We start from the raw sequence: 25,756 nt of genomic DNA, 5'->3' as shown, positions 1-25,756 counted from the left end.
TATCACCGCCTGTTTGCCAGCATGAAGAAGCACGGCATCGAGCCCTGGGTGACGATGTTCCACTGGGACCTGCCGCAGGCGCTGGAAGACCGCGGCGGCTGGGCGTCGCGCGTGACGGTGGACGCGTTCGCGCGCTATGCCGACACCATCGTCAAGGCCTTCGCCGGCGAGGTGAAGCACTGGATCACGATGAACGAGATCCGCTGTTTCACGCAGCTGGCTTATGGCTACGGCACCAAGGCGCCCGGCCGCACCGAGAGCGCCGCGGTGGTCAACCAGACCTTCCACCATGCGCTGCTGTGCCACGGCCATGGCGTGCGGGCCGTGCGCGAGTTCGGCGGCGCCGGCGCGGTCGTCGGCCTGACGGACAACCTCGATGTCTGCATTCCCGTGACCGAGACGCCGGCCGACATCGCCGCGGCCAAGGCCTGGTTCCTGCAGATGAACGCGCATGTGCTGGGCGCCATGCATGCCGGCCGYTATCCCGCGGAGTACCTCGAACGCGTCGGCCCGGATGCGCCCGATGTGCGGCCGGGCGATTTCGACCTCATCAGCCTGCCGACTGACCACCTCGGGCTGAACATCTACACRGGGACCTATGTGCGCGCCGGCAAGAACGGCGCCGCCTTCCAGGCCCTGCCGCCGCCCGTCAACTACCCACGSGCCGACAGCCCCTGGCTGCGCCTCGTGCCCCAGTCCATCTACTGGGCCACRCGCTTCGCCGCGGAGTGCTACGGCCACCAGGCKCTCTAYATCACCGAGAACGGCTGCGGCTACAACGACGAGCCGGTCGTCGACGGCGAGGTGCTGGACCTGCACCGCCGCGACTTCCTGCGCAAYCACCTGCGYGAGGCCCACCGCGCGATTGCCGACGGCGTGCCGCTGAAGGGCTACTTCCTGTGGTCGTTCATCGACAACTACGAGTGGGAAGACGGCTACCAGCGCCGCTTCGGCATCGTGCATTGCGATTACGCCACGCAAGTGCGCACGCCCGCTTTCACCGTCGATAGGGCCGCGCAGCTTGGCGCGCAGGTCGAGGATCTNCTGAAGGGCTACTTCCTGTGGTCGTTCATCGACAACTACGAGTGGGAAGACGGCTACCAGCGCCGCTTCGGCATCGTGCATTGCGATTACGCCACGCAAGTGCGCACGCCCAAGCTGTCGGCGCGCTATTACGCCGATGTGATCCGTGAACGCCGAATCCTCTGAAATGAAGCGGGTCGAGCCAAGCCCTCTATATTCCCTCGCGCCGCAGCGGGCCTCCGCCCCCCATGCGGTCTACCGAGGACCATCCAGATGACTTCTTCTCGCCCCCTGCGCCGCCGCCAGCTCCTTGCCGCCACCACCCTGCCGGTACTCGCGCCGGCCGCGTTGGCCGCGACGCCACAGCCCCTTTCTGCGGCCAAACTGACAGCGTTGACATACGCCAGCGCCTTCCCTGCGGATTTCGCCTTCGGCGTCGCTGCGGCGTCCGCGCAGATCGAGGGCGCGGCCTTCGAGGACGGCAAGGGCGAGTCCGTCTGGGACCGCTTCGCCCGCATCCCCGGCAAGGTCTACCAGGGCCACACGCCCGACGTGGCCTGCGACCACTACCACCGCTTCGACGAAGACTTCGCCTTGATGGCCTCGCTCGGCATCAAGAAGTACCGCCTGTCCCTCGCCTGGCCGCGCATCTACCCGAATGGCGACGGCGCGCTGAATCAGAAGGGGCTGGACTTCTATCACCGCCTCTTCGCCAGCATGAAGAAGCACGGCATCGAGCCGTGGGTGACGCTGTTCCACTGGGACCTGCCGCAGTCGCTGGAGGACCGCGGCGGCTGGACCTCGCGCGTCACGGTCGATGCGTTCGCAACCTACGCCGACACCGTCGTCAAGGCCTTCGCCAAGGACGTGAAGCACTGGATCACGTTGAACGAGATCCTCTGCTTCACGCTGCTGGGCTACGGCACCGGCACCAAGGCGCCGGGCCGCAAGGAGAGCGCCAAGGTCGTCAACCAGACCTATCACCACGCGCTGCTGTGCCACGGGCACGGGGTGAGGGCCGTGCGCAAGTTTGGCGGCAAGGGCGCCGTCGTCGGCCTGACCGACAACTGCGCCGTGTCCGTGCCCGTGACGGAAACGCCGGCCGACATCGCCGCCGCCAAGGCCTGGTTCATCGACCGCAATGCGCAGATCCTGGGCGCCATCCAGGCCGGCAAGTACACCGCCAACTTCCTGGCGCGCGTGGGTGCCGACGCGCCCGACGTGCAGCCCGGCGACTTCGCCCTCATCAGCCTGCCGACCGACTTCCTCGGCCTCAACATCTACAGCGGCACCTTCGTGCGCGCCGCCAAGACCGGTGCGACAGATAGCGGCTACGAAACGCTGACCAACCCCACCAACTATCCCCGCGCAGACAGCCCCTGGCTGCGCCTCGTGCCGCAGTCCATGTACTGGGCCACGCGCTTCTGCCACGAGGTCTACGGCCACGCCGCGATCTACATCACCGAGAACGGCTGCGGCTACGACGACGAGCCCGTCGTCAACGGCGAGGTGGTGGACCTGCACCGCCGCGACTACCTGCGCAGCTACCTGCGCGAGGCCCATCGCGCCATTGCCGACGGCGTGCCGCTGAAGGGCTACTTCCTGTGGTCGTTCATCGACAACTACGAATGGGAAGACGGCTACCAGCGCCGGTTCGGCATCGTCCACTGCGACTTCAAGACGCAGGTCCGCACGCCCAAGCTGTCTGCCCGCTATTACTCCGACGTCGTGAAGACAAGAAAGATCCTGTGAACGCCAGCACCCTCCACATGGCGCAGCTTGCGCCAGCGGCCAGCGACCGCCTGCCCATGCGGCAGAAGGTCGGCTTCGGCCTTGGTTCCATCCTCGACATGTGGGGGCACTGGCTCTACCCGTCGCTGGCCTTCCACGTCTTCAACATCTTCCTTGGCGTGGCGCCGGGCCTGATCTCGACGGTGCAGATGGTCAAGATCTTTATCGACGCGGCCAGCGATGCGATCTTCGGCTGGATCTCGGACAACACGCGCACCCGGTACGGCCGGCGGCGCCCGTTCATCCTGATCGGCGGCATCCTGGCCGGCATCGGCCTGCCGCTGATGTTTGCCGTCGGCAAGGGCTGGACGGACATGCAGTACTTCGCCTTCATGCTGGTCAGCATGGTGATCTACGTGCCCATCATGAGTTGCTTCAACATGCCCTGGGTCAGCCTCGGCTCGGAAATGACGCCCGACTATCACGAGCGCACGACCGTGATGGCCATCCGCAACGTCATCCAGAAGGGGCCGGAGCTGGCGATGTTCTTCGCCGCGCAGTTCACGACGCTGGCCATCTTCAACGACCCCGACACCGGCAAGCCCGACATCCTGCGCGGCGCGCAGACCTATTGCGCCATCCTGGGCGCCATCATGGTGGCGGTGTCCATCGCCATCTTCCTGATGGTGCGCGAGCGCTACTACGAAAAGCTGGTGTCGCGCACGCAGACCCACATCCCGTTTGCCGACACGCTGTGGCGCACCCTGCGCTGCCAGCCCTTCCGCCATGTGCTGCTGATGGCGCTGGCCTACGGCATCGGCACGGCGATGGTGGGCGCTTTGGGCTACTACGCCACGGTCTATTACGTCTGCCAGGGCGACATCGTGCTGGCGACGAAATGGAACACCGCGATGGGCCTGGCCGGCATGGCCTTCGGCTTCGCGGGCATTCCGTTCTTCTGGTGGCTCGCACGCCGCTTCGGCAAGCGCGCGGCCTTGGCCACGGTGCTGGCGTTGGCCATCTGCGCCTTCATTGGCGACTGGTGGTTGTATGACCCGGCGCGGCCCTACCTGCAGCTGTTCGCCTGCGGCTTCGTCGCCTTCACCGGCGCGGGCTTCTGGACGCTGTACAACGCCACCATCGGTGACGTGGTGGACTACGACGAAGCCCAGACCGGCCAGCGTCGCGAGGGCTCGTTCTCCGCCTGCCAGTCGTGGATCACCAAGGTGGGCATCGCCCTGGGCGTGGGCGCTTCGGGCTGGATCCTGCAAGCCACCGGCTTCGATTCCAAGCAGGCCATCCAGACGCCCGAGGCCATCTTCTGGATACGCATCCTGCTGTCTGGCATCCCCGTTATCGGTCTGGTGCTGGCGCTGATCGCCATCCTGCGCTTCCCGCTGACGGAGGCCCGCATGCTGGAGATTCGCGGGCAACTCGAAGCCACGCGGGGCAAGGTATGACGATTTCACGACGCACGGCGCTTCAAGCCGCACTGGCGGGAACGGCGGTCAGCCCTGCACTGGCCGCACCGCGCTTCGCCGCCGGCATCGAAGGCCAGCGCAAGGCCGACCTGGGCAACGGCACCTACCTGAACCCCATCGTCGCCGGCGACCACGCCGACCCGACGATCCTCAAGGACGGCGCCGACTACTACATGACGTTCTCGTCCTTCCAGTCTTACCCGGGCGCCGTCATCTGGCACTCGCAGGACCTGGTGAACTGGACGCCGATCACGGCTGCGTTGACGCAGCCCATCGGCACGGTGTGGGCGATGGACCTCATCAAGCACGCGGGCCGCTTCTACATCTACATCCCGGTGCTGCAGGACAACGGCACGGGCGTCTACGTCATCCATGCCGATGACATCCGCGGCCCGTGGAGCGCGCCTGTCGACCTGAAGATGCCTGGCTGCATCGACCCCGGCCACGTCGTCGGCGAAGACGGCAAGCGCTACCTCTTCGTCAACGGTGGCCGCCGTGTGCGGCTCAAGGACGACGGCCTTGCCACCGACGGTCCGCTGGAGGACAACGCCTGGAAGCCCTGGCAGTACCCCAAGGACTGGGTCGTCGAGATGTTCGCGCCCGAGGGCCCGAAGCTGTTCAGGCGCGGCGAGTGGTTCTACCTGATCTCGGCCGTCGGCGGCACGGCCGGCCCACCCACCAGCCACATGGTCACCGTCGCCCGCTCGCGCTCCGTGCACGGCCCGTGGGAAGACGCCCCTAACAATCCCATCGTGCGCACCGTCAGCGCCAGCGAACCCTGGTGGTCGCGCGGCCATGCGACTGTCGTCGAAGGGCCGGCAGGCGACTGGTGGATGGTCTATCACGGCTATGAGAACGGTTTTCGCACGCTCGGCCGCCAGGCGCTGCTGGAGCCGGTCGAGTGGACGAAGGACGGCTGGCTGCGCGCCAAGGGCGGCACGCTGGACCGGCCGCTGCCCAAGCCCCGATTGAGAAGTCCTGGCGGCAAGCCGAGCAAGGCCGGCTTCGCACTGTCCGACGACTTTTCCAGCGGCAGGCTGGGTCTGCAATGGGCCTTCCACGCGCCCAGCCCGGATGAAGCCAAACGCCTGCGCTTCGAAGACAAGTCGCTCCTCATCCGCGGCAAGGGCAAGGCGCTGCCCGACTCCTCGCCGCTGACCTGCCAGGCCGGCGACCGCAGCTACGAGGTCTCGGTCGAGCTGGAGATCACCGGAGGCGACCCCAATAGCCACGGCGGCCTGGCGCTGTTCTACGAAGAGCGCGGCCACGTCGGCATCGGCTTCAGCAGCACGCAGATGTTCACCTACGGCTACGGCCAGGAGCATTCGTGGATGCGCGAAAGCATGGCCACCCGCCGCGTCCATATCCGCCTCGTCAACCGCGAGAACGTCGTCACCTGGCACTACTCGCACGACGGCGGCAAGACCTGGAAACAGCATTCATGGCAGATGGAGGTCTCGGGCCTGCATCACAACGTGTTCGGCGGCTTCGTCAGCCTGCGGCCAGCGCTGTTCAGTGCCGGGGCCGGAGAAGTGCGCGCCCGCAACTTTGTCTACAGAGGACTTCCCACATGACTTCGCTCCGTTCGCTCCGCCGCCGCCAACTGCTTGCAGCCGCCGCGCTGCCGCTCATGACCACGCCCTCTTTTGCCGCGCCGCAGAAGCGCCGCATCGTGCTCGACCTAGCCCAGGCCACCCAGCCGCTGGACCGATTCTTCGATCACTGCGTCGGCGCCGACTACCCCGGCACGACCTTCCGCCCCGATGCGCTCGCGCAGTTGAAGACGACGGTGGACGAGCTGGGCTTTCGCTACCTGCGCTTCCACGCGATCTTCCACGACGTGTTCAAGACGGTCACGCGCGACGCCGCCGGCAAGCTGGTGTTCGACTTCACCAACATCGACAAGCTCTACGACTCGATGCTGGCGAGGCGCATCAAGCCCTTCATCGAGCTGGGCTTCACGCCACTGGCCCTGAAGACCTCGGACAACAAGATCTTCTATTGGGAAGGCAACACCTCCCATCCCGAACCGACCGGATGGGTCGCGCTGATCGACGCCTTCACGCGCCATCTGCTGCAGCGTTATGGCGAGAAGGAAGTGCGCACCTGGTATTTCGAAGTCTGGAACGAACCCAACCTCGACGGCTTCTGGGAGAAGGCCGATCAAAAGGCCTACTTCGATCTCTACACGCGCACGGCCAAGGCCATCAAGGCCATCGATCCGCAGCTGCCGGTCGGCGGCCCGTCCACGGCCGGCGCGGCGTGGGTGCCGGAGTTCCTGGCGCATGCCAAGGCGACCAACACACCGGTGGACTTCATCACCACTCACACCTACGGCGTGGACGCAGGGTTTCTGGACGAGTACGGCGTGGAAGACCGCATGCTGTCGCCCAGTCCGGATGCCATCGTGGGCGACGTGCGGCGCGTGCGCAAGGAGATCGAGGCTTCGCAACTGCCCGGCCTGCCGCTGTTCTTCACCGAGTGGAGCACCAGCTACAACCCACGGGACCTCGTGCACGACAGCTACATGAGCGCGGCCTACGTGCTGACCAAGCTGAAGCAGACGCAGGGCCTTGTGCAGCACATGAGCTACTGGGTCTACAGCGACCTGTTCGAAGAACCCGGCCCGCCCGACGCGCCCTTCCACGGCGGCTTCGGGCTGATGACGCGCGAGGGCGTTCGCAAGCCGACCTGGTTCACCTACAAATACCTGGCCGCGCTGCAGGGCAAAGAGGTGCCGAGCAGCGACCCGTTCAGCTGGGCGGCGAGCGACGGCCAGCAGGTCAACGCCATCCTCTGGGACTGGCGCAACACCGACCAGAAGGTCAGCAACCGCAGCTTCTTTGGCAAGCCGCGGCCGTCCAAGGACGTCGGCACGGCCACTGTCGAACTGCGCAACCTGCCGCCCGGCCGCTACACGCTGACGCAGCGCCGCACGGGCTACGAAGTCAACGACGCCCATACCGCCTACCTGAAGATGGGCTCGCCCAAGAACCTCGACGCGAAGCAGCTCGCCACACTGCAGGGCCTGACGACGGACAAGCCCGAAGTTCGGCGTGAGCTGGTCGTGGGCGCCACCGGCACGGCCACCGTGACGCTGAAGCTGCGCAGCCACGACGTCGTGTTGCTGAGCCTGCAGAAGGCAGGCGCATGAAGCGACGCAACGCGCTCGTGGCGCTGCTGCCGCTGGCGGGCTGCGGCGGTGGCGGCGCGGAAGCTGCATCCACGCCCGCACCGGCACCGGCACCCGCACCCACCGGCATGCGCGACCTGACCAGCCTGCAGTTCAGCAAGCTGATGGGCTCGGGCTGGAACCTCGGCAACGCGCTCGAAGCCATCGGCGGCGAAACCGCCTGGGGCAACCCGGCCACCACGCAGACCTTGATGAACGCCGTCAAGGCCGCCGGCTTCAAGACCGTGCGCATCCCCGTGTCTTGGAAGCAATACGCCGACGCCAACGACAACATCAGCGCAACCTGGATGGCGCGCGTCGCCGAGGTCGTGGGCTTCGCGCAGAAGGCTGGCCTGTTCGCCATCATCAACATCCATTGGGATGGCGGCTGGATGCAGCCCACCTTGGCCGCCCAGGCGATGGCCAACGCGCGCATCACCAAGTTCTGGACGCAGATCGCGAATCACTTCAAGGGCCATGACGACACGCTGCTGTTCGCCGGCACCAACGAAGTCATGGTCACCGACGACTACAGCACGCCCAAGGCCGAGTACGTCATGGTGCAGAACGGCTTCAACCAGGCCTTTGTCGCCGCCGTGCGCGCCACCGGCGGCAACAACGCCATGCGCCATCTCGTCGTGCAGGGCTTCAACACCAACATCGACCACACCCTCGCCTTCGCCGTCATGCCCACCGACTCGGCCAGGGACAGGCTGATGATGGAAGTGCACTACTACGACCCCTTCAACTTCACGCTCAACGAGAAGAGCACCACCTGGCAATGGGGCGCCGGCGCGACCGACCCCAAGGCCAGGGAAGCCGGCTTCGATGAAGCCTGGGCCGACGCGCAGTTCCAGAAGATGAAGACGGCCTATGTGGACAAGGGCATCCCCGTCATCCTTGGCGAATTCGGCGCCATCCGCCGCACCGAGTACCCGGGCGCCGAGGCGTATCGCCTGGCCTGGAACAAGCACGTTGCCCGGTCGGCCTGGACACGGGGCCTGGTGCCGGTCTACTGGGACGCCGGTGCGGCCACCCAGAACCACAGCATGGGCCTGTTCAACCGCACCAGCGGTGCGCAGGTCTACCCCGAGCTGATCAAGGCCCTGGTCGACGCGGCGCGTTGACCGACGCGCGGCACGCTGCCGGCGTAACGTTTGCAAGCGCCACCGAAAGCCGCGACGCACATCGACTATCCTGTTAGCGAGCGCCCTCAACACGGGCGCGGCACGGAGCCGATGTGCAACCAAGCGGCCAACCCCGGGAGGGTGGTGCTTCTTTCGAGGAGGGCGCAGCCCGGAGCGGGCCGGCCTTCCTGCTGGACCAGCCTGCCGGCCCGCGCGAGCGCCGCCATGCGCTGATCGTCGTGCTGCTGTCGGTGCTGGTGTTTGCCGCCCTGGTGCCCTTTGCGAAGGTGAAGCTGGCGCCGGTGCCGGCCTTCATTCCCATTTACCAGTCGGCCCTGGTGCTGACGGACCTGATCACGGCCGTGCTGCTGTTCGGCCAGTACCGCATCCTGCGCTCGCAGGCCCTGCTCGTGCTGGGCTGCGGCTACCTGTTCACGGCGCTGCTGACGACGGCGCACACACTGAGTTTCCCGGGCCTGTTCAGCACCACCGGCCTGCTGGGCGCCACGACACAGACCACCGTCTGGCTCTACATGCTCTGGCATGCGGGCTTTCCGGTCTTCGTGCTGGGCTACCTGGCACTCAAGACGCGACCCCGGCTGGCCGTGCCGGCGCAGCTCTGGCCGGCCGTCACGCTGGTGGCCGGCGCCGGCTGCATCGCGCTGACGACGCTCGGCCACGCCTGGCTGCCCGACCTGCTCGTCGGTGGCCGCTATTCGCTGACCTTCCAGCTCACCGTCGGCTGCGTCTGGGCCCTCAGCCTGGTCGCGCTGGCCGCGCTGTGGCGCCAGAAGCCGCGCACCGTGCTCGACCTGTGGCTGATGGTGGTCTGCCTGGCGTGGTTGCTCGACATCGCGCTGGCGGCCATGCTGAACGGGGCGCGCTTCGACCTCGGCTTCTACGCCGGCCGCATCTATGGCCTCGTCGCCTGCTCGGTCGTGCTGCTGGAACTGCTGCAGGAAAACAGCACGCTGTATGCGCGCCTGTTCAAGGCCTACGAAGCGCGCCAGCAGCAAAGCGAGGCCCTGGCCATCGCACGCGACGAGGCCCAGGCTGCCAATGCGGCCAAGAGCCTTTTCCTGGCCAGCATGAGCCACGAGATCCGCACGCCGATGAACGCCGTCATCGGCCTGACCAACCTCGTGCTGGAGACCCGTCTGGACCCGCGCCAGCGCGACTACCTCGGCAAGGTGCAGACCTCCTCCAAGGCCCTGCTGACGCTGCTCAACGACATCCTCGACTACTCCAAGATCGAGGCCGGGAAGATCACGCTGGAGGCCGAGGAGTTCAGCCCCGAGGAGCTGATCGAGAACGTCGGCCACCTCTTCTCCGCGCGACTGGAGGAGGCTGGGCTGGACCTGATCTTCGAGTTCGACGAGCGCCTGCCCGACCGCCTCGTGGGCGACAGCCTGCGCCTGACGCAGGTGCTCAGCAACCTCCTGGGTAATGCCATCAAGTTCACGCCCAAGGGCGAAATCGTCGTGGGCGCTGAAATGCGCGGCGAGCAGGGCGGCCGCGTGCACCTCGCCATCAGCGTGCGCGACACTGGCATCGGCATGTCGCCCGCGCAGGTCGGCCAGCTCTTCCAGGTCTTCGGCCAGACCGACGCCTCCATCGCGCGTCGCTACGGCGGCACCGGCCTGGGCCTGGCCATCTCCAAGCGACTGGTGGAGCTGATGGACGGCAGCTTCGACGTCCGCAGCGAGCCGGGCAAGGGCAGCACCTTCAGCTTCAGCTGCAGCTTCGGCAAGGCCAAGCCGGGCGCCGAGCGCATCGACCTGCACCGCATCCGCGGCATGCGGGCGCTGGTCGTGGACGCCCAGCCCACCGAGCGCCTCGTCCTGCAACAGATGCTGCAGAGCTGGCGCTTCCAGGTCGGGGTCGCCTCATTTGGCGACGAGGCCCTGTACCGCCTGCGCCAGGCCGACCCGAGTCACCCCTACGAGCTGCTGCTGATCGACTGGAAGACCACGGGCGCCGACTTCGTCGACGCGGCCTGCCGCATCGCCGTCGAGCGCGGCGCGCCGGCGCCGGCCGTCATCGCGCTCGGCAGCCTGCATGCCAGCCTCGGCGTTGCCGAGGAGCTGCAGAGCCGGCCCGACGCGCAGGTGCTGGTCAAGCCGGTCACGCCGTCGCGCCTGTTCGATGCCCTCGCCCAGCTGCAGCGCCGCGCGCCGGTGGTGGCCAGCCCTGCGGTGGCCAGCAGCAGCATGGCCGACCTGGCCGACAGCATGCGCGCCATCCATGGCGCACGCGTGCTGCTGGTCGAGGACAACCCCGTCAACCAGCAGGTCGCCTGCGCCTTCCTGGAGATGGTCAAGCTGCAGGTCGAGGTGGCCGAGAACGGCCTGGAGGCCATCGAGCGCATCCGGCACGAGGCCTTCGACGCCGTGCTGATGGACATGCAGATGCCCGAGATGGACGGCCTGACTGCCACGCGGCTGATCCGTGCCATGCCGGAACACGCGCGCCTGCCCATCATCGCGATGACGGCAGGCGCCATGGAGACCGACGTGCAGGACTGCCTGGCCGCGGGCATGAACGCCCACGTCAGCAAGCCCATCGACCCGCGGCAGCTGGTGCGCACGCTGCTGGCATGGGTGCCGCCGGCGGCGCGCGGCCAGCAGGCCTAGGTCGCCAGCCGCTCGAAGTCCATCACCCAGTTCGTCTCCCAGGTCTGGCCGCCGTCGGCCGAGAAGGCCTGCTGCCAGCGCGGCTTGGCGGTGGCGGTGTCGGTCCAGCGGAAGCGCACGCGCACGGGCTGGCCGCGCAGTTCGTCGTCGCACTGGAACTCGCCCACGCCATCGACAAAGCCACCCACGACCGGCGGATCCAGGCGATGCGGGTTGCGGCTGTCGATCCACCAGATCGACCATTGCCGCGTGGCCGGGTCGAAGGTCCGCATGGATGCCGCGCGGTAAGGCCCGGTCGGCAGCTCCAGCACGTTGTCGTCGATGTTGCCGAGGCCGCCGAGCAGCGGCCACATGCGGCAGTTGCCGCTGAAGCTCTCCCACTCCTCGCAGCCAAGCAGGCGCTCTTTCAGGCGGCGGTGGCTGATCTGCCAGTGGCCGATCAGGAAGTCAAAGTCTTGCGGTGTGGATTGGTTATTCATGGCGATGTCAAAGGCGGATTGCGGATCGGTTGGTGGGAGACAGGCGCAGATGCTGGCTGGCGCGCGCCTGCCAGGGCTGCAGGCGGGTGTCGATGTCGTTCGCCCAAGCCTCCGCAGCGGCAGCGTCGCTGAACAGGGCCAGGGCGACCAGCACCGGCTCGCCCTCACGCAGCGGCAGGCGCGGGAAGTTGTTGGACGCCGCCTCGCTGACATACCAGGCCAGCGCCGCGGTAGCCTGGCAATGCGCCAGCAGCGCGGCGTCGGCCGGTGCCTTCAGGTGCAGCACGAGCACGCGCAACAGCCCTCGCGCGTCGCCTTCGACGCATGGCGGATGGGGCAGCGCTGCACCGTCCCAGGCCGGGCGCAGCAGCAGCACGTCGTCGGAGTCGATCATGGTCGCGTTGGCCGCATCGCGGTGCGCCGCCCAGGCCGGGCCACCGTAGAAGGCGGGCAGCGCATCGCCGCGTGCAGCCATGTCGGCAAAGCCACGGAACCAGACGAAGCGGTCGGCGTCATCCAGGTCGCGGAACTGGCCGAGCACGCGCATGCCGACCGCCTCCTGCGTATCGACGAACTCGCGGTCGAACAGCTCGATCAGCGTGTCGCGCTGGCCGGGGTGTAGGGTGTACTGGCGCAGCTCGACGACACGGCAGTCGGGCGCGGCAGGGAGAGACAACGATGGCATCGGCAGGTTTCCACGGGGTTCAGCGAGCGCCGCAGTCTGCGCCGCCTCAGCTGACAACCTGCGGCAGCAGTCAGTCGGCAGGCACCGGCAATGCGAGCCCGCGCTTGAGCACACCCATCGCGACCTGCGTCGTGTAGCGGCGCACGTTGGCGTTGTCGGCCAGCAGCCGCGCCATCAGCGCCTCGTAGGCGGTCGCATCGGGCGCGGTGACGACGAGCACGAAGTCGGCCTCGCCGGTCACATAGAAGGCCTGCTGCACCGCCGCTTCGGCGTCCAACCAGGCGCGCAACCGCGCCATCAGCTCGGGCCGCTCGCTCTCGACCTGAAGGCCGGCGATGAAGGTCGTGGGCCGCCCGACCTGCGCCGCATCGAGCACGGCGACCTGCCGCACGATCACGCCCTGCTCGCGCAGCCGGCGCAGGCGCCGCTGGATGGCCGACGGCGACAGGCTGACATGCTCGGCCAGTTGCTCGGCGGTCAATGCCGCGTCCTGCTGCACAAGAGCAAGCAGCTGGCGGTCGAAGCGGTCCAGGTCAGTCATCGAGATTGCGGCCAAACGGCGGGAGGGCGGCCGATCTTGCCGCAAATCGTCGCGGTCCCGTTTCTAGGATGACGGGCTTTCCCACTGGAGTTCTTCCCGATGATCGACCACGTGTCCCTGGGCACCCGCCGCTATGCCGAATCGGTGGCTTTCTACAGCCAGGTGCTGGCGCCGCTCGGCATGGCGCTGCTGCGCGACACCGGCGCCGAGGCCGCCTTCGGCACGCCCGAGCGCTGGTGCTTTTTCCTCTACCCGGTGCCGGACGGCGAGGCCGTCGCGGCACGCGGCGCTCACGTCGCGCTGGGCGCACCGGGCCGCCAATCGGTGGCCGCCACGCACGCGGCCGCACTCGCTGCCGCGGCCCGAGACATCTTCACGCCGCGCACGCGGCCCGACATCAGCGACACCTACTTCGGCGCGATGTTCCATGACCTCGACGGGCACCGCATCGAGGTGCTGACCCACGACGCTTGACGGCGTCATTGCGGCCGACCCTAGCTGCGGCTGCCCCGAATTGCGGGTGGCCGCAGCTAGCGGGGTTGAACGGTTACGAATGCAATGGCATCGCGACTGAATCAAACCCCTGAGGAGCTTTCAATGACCACCATCCAAGCGACCAGCACGGCGTCGCTCAGCACCACGTCAGCCCTGTCCGAGTCCAACCCGACCAACGCCAGCACCAAGATGGAAGGCGGCAAGGCGGTGTTCGAGAACGACAACTACCGCATCACCGCGGGCGACAACAACGAAGTCCACATCTTCAACAAGAAGACCGGCGAGGACTACAAGATCTGGGGCGACCCGCACGTCAACATCGACGGCAAGCACGAGTTCGACTTCTGGGGCACGACCACCTTCGCGCTGGAAGACGGCACCAAGGTCACCATCGAGACCACGCCCTGGAACGGCAACCAGAACGCGACGGTGGCCAGCACGGTCAACATCACCAACGGCGACTACGGCGTGCAGATCAAGGGCGTGGACACCAACAAGGTGGGCGACCTCAAGATCAACGAGGCGAAGGGCTGGGGCGAGACGCTGGACTGGACCCACGACGACGGCAACGTGCTGCAGGAGAACCCGGCCGGCAAGGGCTTCCTGGCGGTGGACGCCGACGGCAAGATCCAGAAGGTCGACCAGAACTACATCAACAAGACCGACCTGCAGCTCAACGCCGGCAAGCCGGCCAAGCCGGTGGACCAGGGTGCGCAGGACCGCGCAGCCGACTTCGTCAAGGACCTGTTCAGCATGTTCAGCGGCCTGCTGTCGGCCTCGTTCACTGGCGCCTTCCTGGGCGCGCTGGCGGCCTCCAGCGAGAGCCGCGAACCCGCGGCCCGCGATGCCAACCGCTTCTCGCTGACCTTCGTCCGCCTGGACTTCTGAACGGGAGACCGCCATGAGCGTGCAAGCCCTTGACGGCGGCGGTTCCGCCGTACGGTCAACGCCGGTCACGCGCGACCCCGCCGCCGAGGTGGTGGGCCGCGCGACCGACCCGCGAACCGGCCAGGTCGACACCCAGCGCCTGGCTGGCTGGGTGGTGGACGCCCGCCGCAGCGACCCGCAGAACGCCGAGACCGCACACGCGGCCATCGAGCGCAACCTGCTGGACTCGGGTCGCCTCGTCGAGCTGGGCCACTATCACGAGGACCTGCGCCAGGCGGCCGCTGCTGGCGGCACGCCGCCCGCAGCGGCGGCCGGCGCCGACCCCATCCCGGGCGCGGGCCTCTGGGCGGCGGGCCAGGGCATGGTGCAGGGGGGCGGCCAGGTGCTGCGCGACAACCCCATCCTCGTCAAGCAATGGGAGGCCACGACCAGCGCCTGGACGGGCCGGGGCGGCTTCACCCGCGGGCTGACGCAGCTGCTCAATGACGGCGGCATCCAGATCGCGCCGGGCGTCAATGCGTCGCCACCGGGTTCGCTCGGTCGCACGTCGGGCGTGCCGTCGGCGGTAGCCAACAACACCAACGGTTCGCTGGCGCGCGACGCCATCGCCGACCGCTGGCGGGCCGCCGGTGCCGACGTGCGCGTCGAAGTGCCGGTGCAGAACGGCGCGCGCGTGGTGGACGTGGTGGTTCAGCCGCCAGCGGCCGACCCGCGCATGGCCCAACGCATCGAGATCGAGTCCAAGGTCGGCCGCACCGGGTTGGGCAGCAGCATCCGCGGCCAGGTGGCGCATGACGTGGAGCGGCTGCAGGCCAACCGCACCATCCGTGGCGGCGGCCAGCTGCTGGAAAACGTCGGGCGTGTCGCACGGCCCGTCGGTGTCGTGCTGGACGCCATCTCCCTCACCCAGGCCTACAAGGCCGACGGCAATCGCATCGGCGAGAACACCGGGCGTACAGCGTCCGGCGTCGCCGGCGGCGCGCTCGGGGGCTGGGGCGGCGCCGCGGCGGGTGCGGCCATCGGCACGGCCATCTTCCCCGGCGTGGGCACGGTGGTCGGCGGTGTGGTCGGCGGCATCGCCGGCGCCTTCGCCGGCGACACGGCCGGCAAAGGCATCTTCGATACGGTAAAAGGCTGGTTCTGACCCTGGCCTGCTCTTGAATGGGCGGCCCACGAGGCCGCCCATTTTTCTTGCCTGCTCACCATGATGAACCTCATTCAGCGCTGGTTCTCCCCACCCCGGGCTACCGGCTGGGATTTGGGCGACTACCCGCCTTTCGAACTGCCCCACCCCGGCTCAGGCGCCGTGCTCAGCGAGAGCCAGGCGCGGCAGAACTGGGTCTATTGGCAGGCCACGCTCGCCGAGCGCCAACGGCTGCTGCGCGACTGGCTGCTGGCCCACCACGGCCCCGACCCGCAGGCGCTGCAGGGGACTGACTACTCGAAGGCGCTGAAAGCCTGGGCCAAGGCGAACTTCGCCAAACTGCCCGCCTTCGCCAGCCTGCCGAAGCACAAGCCTTGGCCCGACTGCACGCGCAGCGGGCCCTTCATCGTCTACAGCCTGCTGGGCGACCTGGCGGCCAGCCTGGGCGAAGCCATCATTCGTGGCAACGGGCATTGGCGCTGGGGGCTGAACCTCGACGCCACCGACCTGGCCGACGACATGGCCACATCACGGCGCGTCGTGCTGCTGGCCGACCTGAAGCGCCCGACGCCGGAAGCCAGCGAGGCGGTACTGGACCTGGAGGACATCGTCTTCTCGGCCCATCGCTTTCCCGAATCGGTGGACTTCATCCACCTGGACAAGTGGTCGACGACCGTGGGCGACGCGATCGCCGGCCGGCACTACGACTTCTGACTCGATTGCGGCCAACCCCAGCTGCGGCTGCCCCGAATTGCGGCCAGCACTAACTGGCGGACACAGCGAAGTGGGACTGCAATAGCGCTTCCAGCCCTCGATCAGGAAACGCCATGGCAGCCGTCCAGACCTACCGCGTGCAAAGCGGTGACACCGTCACAGAGATCGCCCAGCGCAACGGCGTGTCGGCCGAGGCGCTGATGCGCGCCAACGGCATGGACGTGTCCCGCGCCGACGGCCGCATGGGCAGCAGCCCGCGCGACCCCGACCGACTGCGGGTTGACCAGCAGCTCGTCATCCCCGTGGCGACGCCAGGGTTGGAACGCAGCCACCGCGTGGTGGCCGGCGAGACACTGGCCGGCATCGCCGACCGCTGGGACGTCAGCCTGCCGCAGCTGCTCGCGGCCAATCCGCAGTTCGACGCCGGCAAGCTCGGCGCAGGCCGTGGCGCCGGCGCGGGCCGCGACCCCGACCGGCTCGCCATCGGCGATCTCATCCACCTGCCCGGCGCCCATCCGGGTGCGCCGACACAGCCGCCCGCTGCGGCCGCGCCGACCGCCACGGCCACGGCAGCCCAGGCTGGCGGCACGCTGGACCTGCGCCGCTTCACCGACCCGGCCCTCGGCTCCAACGCCGCAGCGGCCATCGTCATCGGCCATGCGGAAGGCACGCGCCGGCCCGACGGCGGCTTCACCGCGGCCTATGGCGGCCACACCGACCCCGGCAACGCGGCGCACAACCGCGGCTCGTTCTCGTACCAGCACGCGGCCAATAGCCCCGCCGACGCGGACCGCCGCCAGCTGCAGACGCTGCAGGGCCAGCTGCCTGCCTACGAGGCCGCTGCGCGCCGCGCCGGCCTCGATCCCTCGAACGCCCGCCTGGCCAGTGCCTATCTCGACCTCTACAACCAGTCGCCCACCGCGTCGCAACGCTTCCTCAACCAGTTGGGCACGCTGCGCGGCCAGCCCATCACCGCCGCCACCCTGACCAACTTGCGCGTCAACAGCTTCGTCGACGCCGCCACCGGCGAGCGCTTCCGCCTGTCCAACGGCAACCTGGCCGGCGGCGGCTTTGCGACCATTGCCCGCAACCAGCTCGGCCGCGCGCCGACCGAAGCCGAGGTGCAGGCCGTCATCCGCGCCGACCAGCAGCGCCGCACCAACGCGGTCGAGACGGCGCTGGACCGACAGGGTCTGCTGACCCAGGCCCCGGCCGCTGTACAGGCCGCACAGCCGGCCCCGGCCGCCGGCGTGCCGCGCCACCTGGCCATCGCCCGCGGCGAGCTTGGCACGAACGAAGTGCGCGGCGGCCGCGACAACGCACGCGTCGTCGAGTACCACCAGACCACCAGCCTGCGCGCCCGCGACGACGAGACCGCCTGGTGTTCCTCCTTCGTCAACTGGAGCATGGAGCAGGCCGGCATCCGCGGCACCGACAGCGCCGCCGCGCGCAGCTGGCTGAACTGGGGCAACGCTGTGCCCATGAACTCGGCCAACGTGCGGCCGGGCGACGTCATCGTCTTCCCACGCGGCAACAACCCGGCGCAGGGCCATGTGGCCATCGTGTCGGAAGTGCTGGCCAACGGCACGGTGCGCGTCGTCGGCGGCAACCAGGGCGTGCGTGGCGAGAACTACGACGGCGTCACCTACTCGGACCGGCGGCTCTCCGACGCCATCGGCGTACGCCGCGCCCCTTGATAACCTCGGCGGCCAGACTTCCTGACCGCACGATGCCCTTCATTCACCGCGCCCTGCTGGGCTTGGCCCTGCTGGCGCCGCTCGCCACGACTCATGCGGCGACGGATCTGCCGCCGACGCAACTCGTTTGCCAACCCGACGAAGTCCACAGCTTTCGTGTCAGCCGCGATGCCGCCGGCGCCCCGCTGCAAGTCAGCCTGAGCGTCAGCGCCGGCGCCCGCGAGTGCGACTTCGCCAGCACCGGCCCGGCCGTGGCGCAGGCCGACGGCAGCTGGCGCTTCGACTGGACGGACGCCACGCTGAACCAGCGCCAGCGCGTCGACGTTCGGCGCGCGGGCGCCGACGGCTACAGGCTGGCCTTCACGCCCGCCGCCTGCGGCGCGCTGCAGGTCCCGGCCACAGCCACGCTCGCACCCACGGCCGCAGGCTGCGCCGTGTCGGTCGACCGCGACGGCGCCTTCGTGCAGTTCTGGCGCCAGCTGCGCGATGCGCTGGCCCGCGGCGACGGCGAGCTGCTGCAGCGCCTGTCGCTGCCACAGCTGGAATTCGTCGAGGGACCCGACATCGTCAAGGCGCCCTCCTCCGTCATGCGCCGCGCCGCGCGCTGCCTGCCCGACGTGACCGCGACCACGCAGCGCCTTGACATCCGCAGCATGATTGCCGGCAACACGCCCCCGCGCCTGGACATGCCGCCGCTGTCGCGCAAGGGCGAAGGGCGCATCGACTTCGCCGGCGCGATGAGCCTGCGCTGGACACCCCAGGGCTGGCGCATGGACGGGTTCAACGCGAGCCGGGATGTGTTTGCCAAATGCTGAGGCATTGGCGCGACGCGACGGCGTCGATCAGCGCAGGGGTTCGAGCGAGCTGAGCAATTCGCTGGTCGTCACGACCGTGGCGTACTCGCCATGAAGATTGGAGAGGGCCATCGCATGCACATCCTCCGCGTTGCGCCAGACTCCGGCGAAGTCGGCCTTTGCGAAGGCGAACGTCGCGTCTGACACTACATAGGTCTTGAAGCCAAGATTGCCGGCCGTGCGCGCAGTTGACTCAACCGAGTTGTTCGTACTGACGCCGACGATGGCAACGGCGTTCATGCCTCTGGCGTGCAGCCAGCGCTCCAGTCCCGTATTGATGAAGGCATCCGGCACGTTCTTCTCGACCACATGCTCCGTATCGAGCGGTGCAAGCTCCGGCTGGAACTCTGCGCCAACTTGACCCGGCCAGAAAGGTGAGCCGGGCGCTCTCGAGATGTGACGTACGTGAACGACTGGTGCTTTGGTTTCTCGCCAAGCGGCAAGCAGCGTCGAAATGGCTTGCTCGGCTCCCGCATTGTTGCGATCACCAGCGGCGGGTTCGCGCATGCCGCGCTGCATATCGATGACCAGAAGCGTTGTGGGGTGCATGGGGCTGTTTGTGCGTTCTAACAAGTATCGACCGCGCCAGGAACGCTTTCGCGGATAGATCGTCAACGAAGCGGAAGGGGCATCACGGAAATGCTCCGCCACGTTGCGGCCGACCCTAGCTGCGGCTGCCCCGAATTGCGGCCAGCCGCAGCTGGCGGGCAGAGGCGGCAGCATATGCAATGGGGCACGACCCAATCATCCCGCGAGGACATCCCGTGCCCCAAGCCATCGAAGCCACCGGCTCGCGCCCCACCAGCCTGCCGCCGCCCGCCGACACCACCGTTTACGCCCAGCGCGGCGACCGCCTCGCCGATGTGGCGCAGCGCTACGGCGTGGACGAGAGCGCCCTGCGTGACGCCAACCCGGCGCTGGCCCTCGCCCAGTCGCTGCCGCTCGGACAGCCCGTCAGGTTGCCCGAGCCCCAGCCCACTGACCTGAACCCGGCCGTCGCGGGCATCGCCGGCGCCGGCGGGCGCGAGGGCCTGGTGCAGGCGTTGCAGAGCAAGGCCTACCAGGCCGGCCAGGTGGCGCCGCAGCAGGCCTTCCACGGCACGCTGTTCCGCGCCGGGTCGACGACCTACGAACAGACGCTTCTCAACCACAACTTCGGCTCGCCCGGCCGCTACAACGCCGGCGGCCAGGGCATGCTCTACACCTCGCCCGACGCGGCGAGCATGCTGCACGAGAACGCGGCCTATGCGTCGGGCGGACGCCACCCGCTGGCCGGCAAGACCGTGCTGGAGGTGGACTTGCGCGCAGCGCCGGACGCGCGGGGCCGCGGCGGGGTCAGCGACCTGGCCGAAGGCGCGCGCCGCGTCGGCCTGCCTGTCGACGCCCTCACCGAGAGCAAGGGCGGCAAGTCGCCCGGCCTGCTGCATCAACTGACAGGCGAGCATCCCTACACGCTGCCGCAGCAGGCATCCAAGGGCGCCTCGGACGCCGGCGCCAGCGCGCTGCGCGCGCCGTCGGCCACCGGCGGCGCGCAGATCGACATCGTGACCCGCAACGCCCAGCCCGCACAGCTCACGCCGCAGCGCATCACGCGCTTCGATGCGGCGGGCAACGCAGCGCCTACGCAAAGCGCAAGCGGCGTCGTTCAACCCATGCCGGCCGATGCGCGGCCCTACGTCGATGGGCCGCTCAACAAGGCGGCGGGCGTGCGGCCGCCGATGGATGCAAGCGCCAAGTTCCCCAAGCTTGCTGCGGCCGACCAGCCCGGCCGGCCGCTGCAGGCCGCCAACCAGGCGCCTGAAGAGCTCAGGTCAGGCCGCCTGGAGCCGGCCCGCCGGGCCTTTACCGGCGCCCCGGAAGGCTATCCGCGCGCTTCTTCTGCACGCTATGGCGCCGTCGGCGGCGGCGCCGCCACCCTCATCGATGCAGGCGTGCGCGCTGCGCGCGGTGAGCAGGTGGCTGTCGGCCAGGTGGCCACTTCCACGGCCACCCATGCTGCGGTCGGCGGCGGCGCGGCCAAGGCGGTCGACCTGCTGGCACCGCGCATGGGTCTTGTGAAGGCCGGCGGCGCGGTTGGCGGGTTGGTGCAAGCCGGCGTCAGCGGCTACACGAATGTGCAGGCCTACCGCGCCGGGCAGATCAATGGCTCGCGCGCCGTGGCCAACACGGTGGTGGACACCGGCACCGCGGTCGCCGCGGGTGCGGCGGGCGCCTGGGCCGGCGCCGCCGTGGGCTCGGTCGTGCCGGTGGCGGGCACGGCGGTGGGGGCGGTCGTCGGCTTCGGCGTCGGTGTCGGCGCGCACTACGCCATCGGCGCGCTCGACAAAGCCACCGGCTTCACCAGTGCCGCCAAGGACAAGCTGGCATCGGGTCTGCAGTCGGTCGGCGACGGCGCATCTAAGGCCTGGAACGCCATCAAGCCCTGGTAAGGTCCGGGCCCATGCCCGATCCCCACCTCGACCTGCAAGCGCTGCCGCCCCAGCTGCAAGCTGCGTTGGAACGGGCCTGGCCGGGCAACGCCGAGGCCCAGCGACGTGCCCTGCTCGGCCCGGTGCGTGAGGGCGGCTGGCAAAGCGTGTGGCCCAACCTCGTCTGGCCCTGGATGCCGGCCAGGCGCTGGTGGCGGCCGCGCGAGGCGCGGCGCTGGCGCGAGCTGTTCGAGTGGCATTTCAGCGCGGCGCGGCGCGATGTGCTGGAGCAAGAGAAAGGGCCCCAGCTCTTCGACCCGGCACAGCCCTTCTTCGACACGCCCTGGACGCGGCCCCAGGAGGCACTGCACAGCCCCACGCCCGAGGTCTTCAGCGACGCGGAGTACTGGGCCATCGCCATGCAGCTCTTCAGCGGCGACCTGCCGCTCGCCGAATCGACGGTCCGTGCCTGGGCGCGCGACCTGATCGCCCGCAAGGCCACCCAGCGTGGCCGGCGCCGCGACAACTGGTGGACGGAGACGCTCACGGTGGAGCGTGCGTCCGCAACGGGCGACCTGGGCTCGCTCTAGGGCCTGCACCCCGCCCGGCTCTAACGCACCACCAGCCCCTGCGGCCCGATCTGGATGCGCTCGACCGCCAGCCCCACGCCGGCTTCCAGGTTCGCCTTGGCCGCGTTGCGGAAGTGGACTTCTTCGTTCGGGCTGGGCTTCTGATTCAACTGCTCGCGGTAGACCGCCATGAAGGTGCCCACCATCGCCAGCTGCTCGAACATGGCGCGCTTGGCGGCCGGGCTGCTCTGCGTGAAGGCGGCATTGCGCGACAGCAGGCTCTGCATCTGCAGCACCAGCGATTTGAAATCTTCGTCGGGCACCTGCTGCTGCATGAAGGCGGCGTAGTTGCCGGCGATGAAGGCAGCCACGCCGGCGGCGACGTCATTGGGCGTCAGGCCGAGCTGCTTCTCCAGCTTCTGCCAGAACAGGAAGGACTCCTGGAAAGCCTTGGTCATCGCGGCACGGTGCTGCGCCGGGAAGCGCTGTGACAGCTCGGCGGCGGACTGCTGCAGCTGCGGCGGACCGTTCACGACGATGGGCGCGTCGAAGCTGCCCAGGCCGGTGGCGCCAGGCGCGACCGCCGGTGCCGGGCTGAACGCCGCCGCGCCACCGGTCGTGGCGGCAGGTTTGCCGAGCATGCTGCGCATCTGCTCGGCCAGGCTGATGGACGGCGCGACCTGGGCCGTGGCGGTGCCGGCGGCACAGGCCAGCGCGGCCAGGGTGACACGCACGCGCAGGCGAAGGCGAAGGGACAGATGAGTCAATCGTCGCAATTCAGGCTCCAGGAACAAGGGATGGGGTCGCATCACTTGTCGGCGCGGCGCAGGCTGCCGTCGCCGACGTAGATGGTCTTCTGGTCTGCGTACACGGCGAAGCTGAGCAGGCGCTCGCGGCGGCCGTCGTCGTAATGCAGGGTCAGCACGAAACCGTCGAGTTCATAGCGCCCGCGTCGGCCGGCGCCGTCGTCCCGCTTGCGCGTGCTGAAGGCGCCTGCGCCGCCCGTGGTGCCACCGGCGGTGCTGCTGCTGCCGCTGCCATCACTCCGCGACGACCCGGAGATCACGGCACCCTGGGCGGCTGCCATGCCACCGGCGCTGGACAGCGAGCTGTGACTGCGCTCGAACCGGCCGTCAGGCGTGAAGCGGATGCCGCGCGTGGACGAGGTGCTGCCGGTGAAGAGGTTGCCGTGGAAGCTGCTGCGGCTGAAGTAGCCATCCAGCCGCGTGCCCGCCGGCCAGGGCCGCACGGCATGGTGCTTCACGGCCTGCCAATCGCCGGCTGGGCGGCCGTCATCGTCCTGGACCTGCATCTCGTAGCCCTTGCCGGCGCTGCGCCAGCGGCCCCAGCGCTGCGGCTCGAGCTGGCGCGAGGGGGTGACGGCGAGTTGGTCCGGCGGCATTTCGGTGCGGCGGTAGGCCGAGCCGTCGCGCAGCAGGAAGCGCACGTCCTCCTCCCACGTGCTGCCATTGCTGTGGTTGCCTTCGCCATGGATGACGATGGCGGCCAGGTCCCTGTCGGGAATGCCCTGGCCCGGGGCGGTCAGCACGCGCTGGAGCGGCACCGGCGCTCGGATCAGCGCCTCCTGCGGCAGCGGCGACGGCGTGAGCGCGGACGGGTCGGTCACCACGGCGCCGTCGGACAGGCGCAGGATTGATCGGTCCACCGACTTGGGCAGGCCACGCAGCACGACCTCGCGGCCCACCCATGCTTCCGCGGCGAAAGTGAGGTTGACCCGCGCGCTCGCTCGCCGGTCGCCCTGGATCTGGGCCAGGTAGTAGCCGCTGTCCGGGTCGTCCAGGTCGCGCCGCATCACCCGTCCCTTGACGTAAACCCAGCCGATGTCGCGCCGCGCCCCTTCGGCGTTGGCATAGCTGAACCCGCCCTTGTGCTGCGCCGCGAATGCGCGCACCTGGCTGGGCAGCATCACCTCGCCGCGCGGCGTGCCGGGGGCTATGGCCAGCGCCTCCGGCTTGGCGGCCAACCCGCCCTGCACCACCGCCACTGCCGTGGCCGTGGCGCGCGGATACAGCGCTGTGACGTCCATCGCCGGCGTCTGCAGATCGCGCATCAGCTGGGCGCAGATCGGGTCGGGGGCGGCCGCCTCCAGCACCTGCCTGCGCATCGGCCCGGTGATGCTTTCGAGCGATTTGGTATCGCTGCGGCGGCGCTGAAGGCCGGCCACCACCTGCCGCAGCGGCGCCAGCTGGTGGCGGCCGCGCCAGGCCACCCAGGTCTCGCGCAACTGCGGTGCCGAGGGCGCGCCGATGTCCTCGCAGGCGTCGACGGCGGCTTCGGACATCACATCCAGCAGCGTTGCATCGACCAGCTCCTTCAGCGCTGCGGGGTCGCTGGCGAGCGACGGCGCACCGGTGGCAGCGAGCGCGGCACAGGTGACCAACGCGCCGCAAGCGCCGCGCAGCGCCAGCCACACGGCGGCGGCCAAGCCGGCCTCACTGCGCCTTGTCGCGGTCATAACTGCCATCCCGCAGGTACACGCCACGCTGGCCCTCGCCCACCGGAAAGCTGAGCAGCCGCTCCCGGCGGCCGTCGTCGTAGTGCAGCGTGATGGTGAAGCCGTCCAGCTCGTAGCGGCCGCGGCGGCTGGCGCCGTCGTCCTTGCGGAAGCCACTCACCGCGCCGACATCGCCAAGGCCCGTGCCGACCGTGCCGCCGCCCACGCCGCTGCTGCCTTTGCCGTCGCCGGAAGTCGATCCGCCGATCACCGTGCCCGTGATGGCCTGCAGGGTGCCGGTGCTGGACATGCCGTAATAGCTGCGCTCGAAGCGGCCGTCGCGCGTGAAGTGGATGCTCTGCGTGCGCGACAACCCGCCGAAGAAGCTGCTGCCCGTGAAGCTGCTGCGCGAGTAGCGGCCGTCCAGCCGCTCGCCCTTGGGCCAGGGCCGCACCGGCTCATGCTGCTCGGCTTTCCAGCCGCCCTCGGGTCGGGCGTCGTCGTCCTGACTTTGCATTTCATAGCGCTTGCCCGCGCTGCGCCAGCGGCCCCAACGCTGCGGCTCCAGCCGGCGCGAGGCCTCCACGTCAAGTTGGTCGGGCGGCACGTCGGTGCGGTTGTAGAAGCTGCCGTCGCGCAGCAGGTAGCGCACGTCCTCCTCCCAGCGCGTGCCGTTGACGTTGTTGGCCTGGCCATGGACCACCACGGCAACGAGGTCCTTCTGCGCCAGGCCACCACCAGGGGCCGTCTGGATGCGCTGCTGCAGCACTTCCTTGCGCGCCATCGGCGCCTGCGGCAGCGGCGAGGGCAAGAGGCCCGCGGTCTGCGTGACGACGGCCGCATCGGCCAGGTTCAGGGACTCACCCGTCAAAGAGGTCACCACGCCGCTGAGCACGATCTCGCGGCCCACCCAGGGCTCGGCGTTGACATCGAGGTGGATGCGCTGCTCGGCATGCCGGTCGCCCTGCGATTGCTGCAGGAAGAAGCGATGCGGCCGGCTGGGCTCGCGCGCCACGCGGCCCTTGACGTACACGGTGCCGAGCCGCCGGCGCGCGGCCTCGTCGGACACGGCCAGCCATCCGCCATGCCTGGCCTTCAGCGCCGGTACCTGGCTGGGTAGCAGGAACTCGCCCCTCGCCGCCTCGTGCGCCATGGAAGGCCGCGTCGGGGGTGACACCACCTTCAGCGTCACCAGCGCCTGCGCTGTCGGGCGCGCCAGCGGGTACAGCGCGGTCACGTCCATGCCGGCGCCCTGCCAGTCGCGTGCGAGGGCGGCGCAAGCCTGGTCGGGTGCGGGGTCGCCCAGCACGCGCTGGCGCATCGGGTCGATGAGCGTGTCCCACTTCGGCGTCTCTTGCATGCCCGTCACCACCATGCGCAGCGGCGCGATCTGGTGCCGCTCGCGCCAGGCCACCCAGGCGTCGCGCATGGCCGAGGCAGACGGTGCGCCGATGTCCTCGCAAGCGTTCAGCGACGCCTCGGACATGACGTCCAGGCTTACCGCAGAAACGAGCTGCTCCACGGCTGCCTTGTCCGCGGCCAGCGCTCGCGGGTCGGGTGCCGCCTGGGCAAATCCGGCGGCCAGCGCCGCAACGGATGAGAACAGGGCAAAGGGGCGCGCTCTGCGGGAGCAACAGGCAGGAAACTGCGTCATGTGGGG

Annotated in this window: 22 protein-coding genes and 1 pseudogene; 16 read left to right on the top strand and 7 right to left on the bottom strand. The window is 69.1% G+C overall.

What is annotated here, in order from left to right; translation table 11 throughout:
* Positions 1–9: 9 nt before the first annotated feature.
* The 8 genes and pseudogenes from ASC81_RS28275 to ASC81_RS08815 form a co-directional block, all read left to right on the top strand.
* Positions 10–1,043, top strand: a pseudogene (locus tag ASC81_RS28275) (glycoside hydrolase family 1 protein); the annotation flags it as partial.
* A gap of 1 nt (position 1,044) precedes the next feature.
* Entirely contained in the window at positions 1,045–1,209 is a 165-nt protein-coding gene (locus ASC81_RS28270; protein WP_369820847.1) for a family 1 glycosylhydrolase, read from the top strand.
* Between the two features lie 87 nt (positions 1,210–1,296).
* On the top strand, positions 1,297–2,775 hold the full coding sequence (locus ASC81_RS08840; RefSeq protein WP_082536382.1) for a GH1 family beta-glucosidase: 1,479 nt from the start codon (positions 1,297–1,299) through the stop codon (positions 2,773–2,775).
* Positions 2,772–4,214 carry an MFS transporter gene (locus ASC81_RS08835; protein ID WP_056265459.1) on the top strand — a complete coding sequence of 481 codons (1,443 nt, stop codon included), beginning with the start codon at positions 2,772–2,774 and terminating at the stop codon, positions 4,212–4,214. The genes ASC81_RS08840 and ASC81_RS08835 overlap by 4 nt, the downstream gene beginning before the upstream one ends.
* Positions 4,211–5,809 carry a family 43 glycosylhydrolase gene (locus tag ASC81_RS08830; protein ID WP_056265456.1) on the top strand — a complete coding sequence of 533 codons (1,599 nt, stop codon included), beginning with the start codon at positions 4,211–4,213 and terminating at the stop codon, positions 5,807–5,809. The genes ASC81_RS08835 and ASC81_RS08830 overlap by 4 nt, the downstream gene beginning before the upstream one ends.
* A complete protein-coding gene (locus ASC81_RS08825; RefSeq protein WP_056265453.1) occupies positions 5,806–7,389 on the top strand; it encodes a cellulase family glycosylhydrolase in 1,584 nt (527 codons plus the stop codon). Before ASC81_RS08830 ends, ASC81_RS08825 begins: the two co-directional genes overlap by 4 nt.
* Positions 7,386–8,534: a glycoside hydrolase family 5 protein gene (locus ASC81_RS08820; RefSeq protein WP_056265450.1), complete on the top strand. Its 1,149-nt coding sequence runs from the start codon at positions 7,386–7,388 to the stop codon at positions 8,532–8,534. The genes ASC81_RS08825 and ASC81_RS08820 overlap by 4 nt, the downstream gene beginning before the upstream one ends.
* A 113-nt stretch (positions 8,535–8,647) precedes the next feature.
* Complete coding sequence (locus tag ASC81_RS08815; protein WP_056265446.1) at positions 8,648–11,167, top strand: response regulator; 2,520 nt, start codon at positions 8,648–8,650, stop codon at positions 11,165–11,167.
* Here the strand turns inward: ASC81_RS08815 and ASC81_RS08810 are convergent.
* The 3 genes from ASC81_RS08810 to ASC81_RS08800 all read right to left on the bottom strand — a co-directional run bounded on the left by ASC81_RS08810 (position 11,164) and on the right by ASC81_RS08800 (position 12,872).
* Positions 11,164–11,646: a hypothetical protein gene (locus tag ASC81_RS08810; protein WP_056265442.1), complete on the bottom strand. Its 483-nt coding sequence runs from the start codon at positions 11,644–11,646 to the stop codon at positions 11,164–11,166. The genes ASC81_RS08815 and ASC81_RS08810 overlap by 4 nt on opposite strands.
* Positions 11,647–11,653: 7 nt before the next feature.
* Positions 11,654–12,331 carry an NIPSNAP family protein gene (locus tag ASC81_RS08805; protein ID WP_056265439.1) on the bottom strand — a complete coding sequence of 226 codons (678 nt, stop codon included), beginning with the start codon at positions 12,329–12,331 and terminating at the stop codon, positions 11,654–11,656.
* 70 nt (positions 12,332–12,401) lie between these two features.
* Positions 12,402–12,872, bottom strand: coding sequence for an Lrp/AsnC family transcriptional regulator (locus tag ASC81_RS08800; RefSeq protein ID WP_056265438.1), 471 nt, complete (start codon positions 12,870–12,872; stop codon positions 12,402–12,404).
* 99 nt (positions 12,873–12,971) lie between these two features.
* Here ASC81_RS08800 and ASC81_RS08795 point away from each other — a divergent pair, with 99 nt between their 5' ends.
* From ASC81_RS08795 to ASC81_RS08770, 6 genes are all read left to right on the top strand, one after another.
* Positions 12,972–13,346 carry a VOC family protein gene (locus ASC81_RS08795; RefSeq protein WP_056265435.1) on the top strand — a complete coding sequence of 125 codons (375 nt, stop codon included), beginning with the start codon at positions 12,972–12,974 and terminating at the stop codon, positions 13,344–13,346.
* A gap of 123 nt (positions 13,347–13,469) precedes the next feature.
* Complete coding sequence (locus ASC81_RS08790) at positions 13,470–14,255, top strand: DUF1521 domain-containing protein (RefSeq protein ID WP_056265432.1); 786 nt, start codon at positions 13,470–13,472, stop codon at positions 14,253–14,255.
* 13 nt (positions 14,256–14,268) lie between these two features.
* Positions 14,269–15,399: a hypothetical protein gene (locus ASC81_RS08785; protein WP_056265429.1), complete on the top strand. Its 1,131-nt coding sequence runs from the start codon at positions 14,269–14,271 to the stop codon at positions 15,397–15,399.
* Positions 15,400–15,459: 60 nt separating this feature from the next.
* Positions 15,460–16,113, top strand: coding sequence for a hypothetical protein (locus tag ASC81_RS08780; protein ID WP_056265426.1), 654 nt, complete (start codon positions 15,460–15,462; stop codon positions 16,111–16,113).
* A 113-nt stretch (positions 16,114–16,226) separates the two neighbouring features.
* The gene (locus ASC81_RS08775; protein ID WP_056265422.1) at positions 16,227–17,810 is read left to right on the top strand and encodes a TIGR02594 family protein; all 1,584 of its coding nucleotides are present in this window, start codon (positions 16,227–16,229) and stop codon (positions 17,808–17,810) included.
* Between the two features lie 32 nt (positions 17,811–17,842).
* The gene (locus ASC81_RS08770; protein ID WP_056265419.1) at positions 17,843–18,625 is read left to right on the top strand and encodes a hypothetical protein; all 783 of its coding nucleotides are present in this window, start codon (positions 17,843–17,845) and stop codon (positions 18,623–18,625) included.
* A 27-nt stretch (positions 18,626–18,652) separates the two neighbouring features.
* On the opposite strand, the gene ASC81_RS08765 is transcribed toward ASC81_RS08770, so the two are convergent.
* On the bottom strand, positions 18,653–19,213 hold the full coding sequence (locus ASC81_RS08765) for a cysteine hydrolase family protein (protein ID WP_056265415.1): 561 nt from the start codon (positions 19,211–19,213) through the stop codon (positions 18,653–18,655).
* 215 nt (positions 19,214–19,428) lie between these two features.
* On the opposite strand from ASC81_RS08765, the gene ASC81_RS08760 reads away from it, so the two are divergent.
* The gene (locus ASC81_RS08760) at positions 19,429–21,093 is read left to right on the top strand and encodes a LysM peptidoglycan-binding domain-containing protein (protein ID WP_056265412.1); all 1,665 of its coding nucleotides are present in this window, start codon (positions 19,429–19,431) and stop codon (positions 21,091–21,093) included.
* Between the two features lie 11 nt (positions 21,094–21,104).
* The gene (locus ASC81_RS08755; RefSeq protein WP_056265409.1) at positions 21,105–21,662 is read left to right on the top strand and encodes a hypothetical protein; all 558 of its coding nucleotides are present in this window, start codon (positions 21,105–21,107) and stop codon (positions 21,660–21,662) included.
* 20 nt (positions 21,663–21,682) lie between these two features.
* On the opposite strand, the gene ASC81_RS08750 is transcribed toward ASC81_RS08755, so the two are convergent.
* From ASC81_RS08750 to ASC81_RS08740, 3 genes are read right to left on the bottom strand one after another with little or no spacing between them, the layout of a single operon-like run.
* Positions 21,683–22,408, bottom strand: a complete 726-nt coding sequence (locus tag ASC81_RS08750) for a DUF6683 family protein (protein ID WP_156391928.1) — start codon at positions 22,406–22,408, stop codon at positions 21,683–21,685.
* Positions 22,409–22,449: 41 nt separating this feature from the next.
* On the bottom strand, positions 22,450–24,117 hold the full coding sequence (locus tag ASC81_RS08745) for a hypothetical protein (RefSeq protein WP_156391926.1): 1,668 nt from the start codon (positions 24,115–24,117) through the stop codon (positions 22,450–22,452).
* Positions 24,095–25,750 carry a hypothetical protein gene (locus ASC81_RS08740; RefSeq protein WP_056265400.1) on the bottom strand — a complete coding sequence of 552 codons (1,656 nt, stop codon included), beginning with the start codon at positions 25,748–25,750 and terminating at the stop codon, positions 24,095–24,097. Before ASC81_RS08740 ends, ASC81_RS08745 begins: the two co-directional genes overlap by 23 nt.
* Positions 25,751–25,756 lie beyond the last annotated feature (6 nt).

The sequence above is a fragment of the Pelomonas sp. Root405 genome (assembly GCF_001425165.1).
GTDB lineage: Bacteria > Pseudomonadota > Gammaproteobacteria > Burkholderiales > Burkholderiaceae_C > Pelomonas.
The sequence above is the reverse complement of the archived record's forward strand: the minus strand, read 5'-3'. Positions and strand labels throughout refer to the sequence as shown.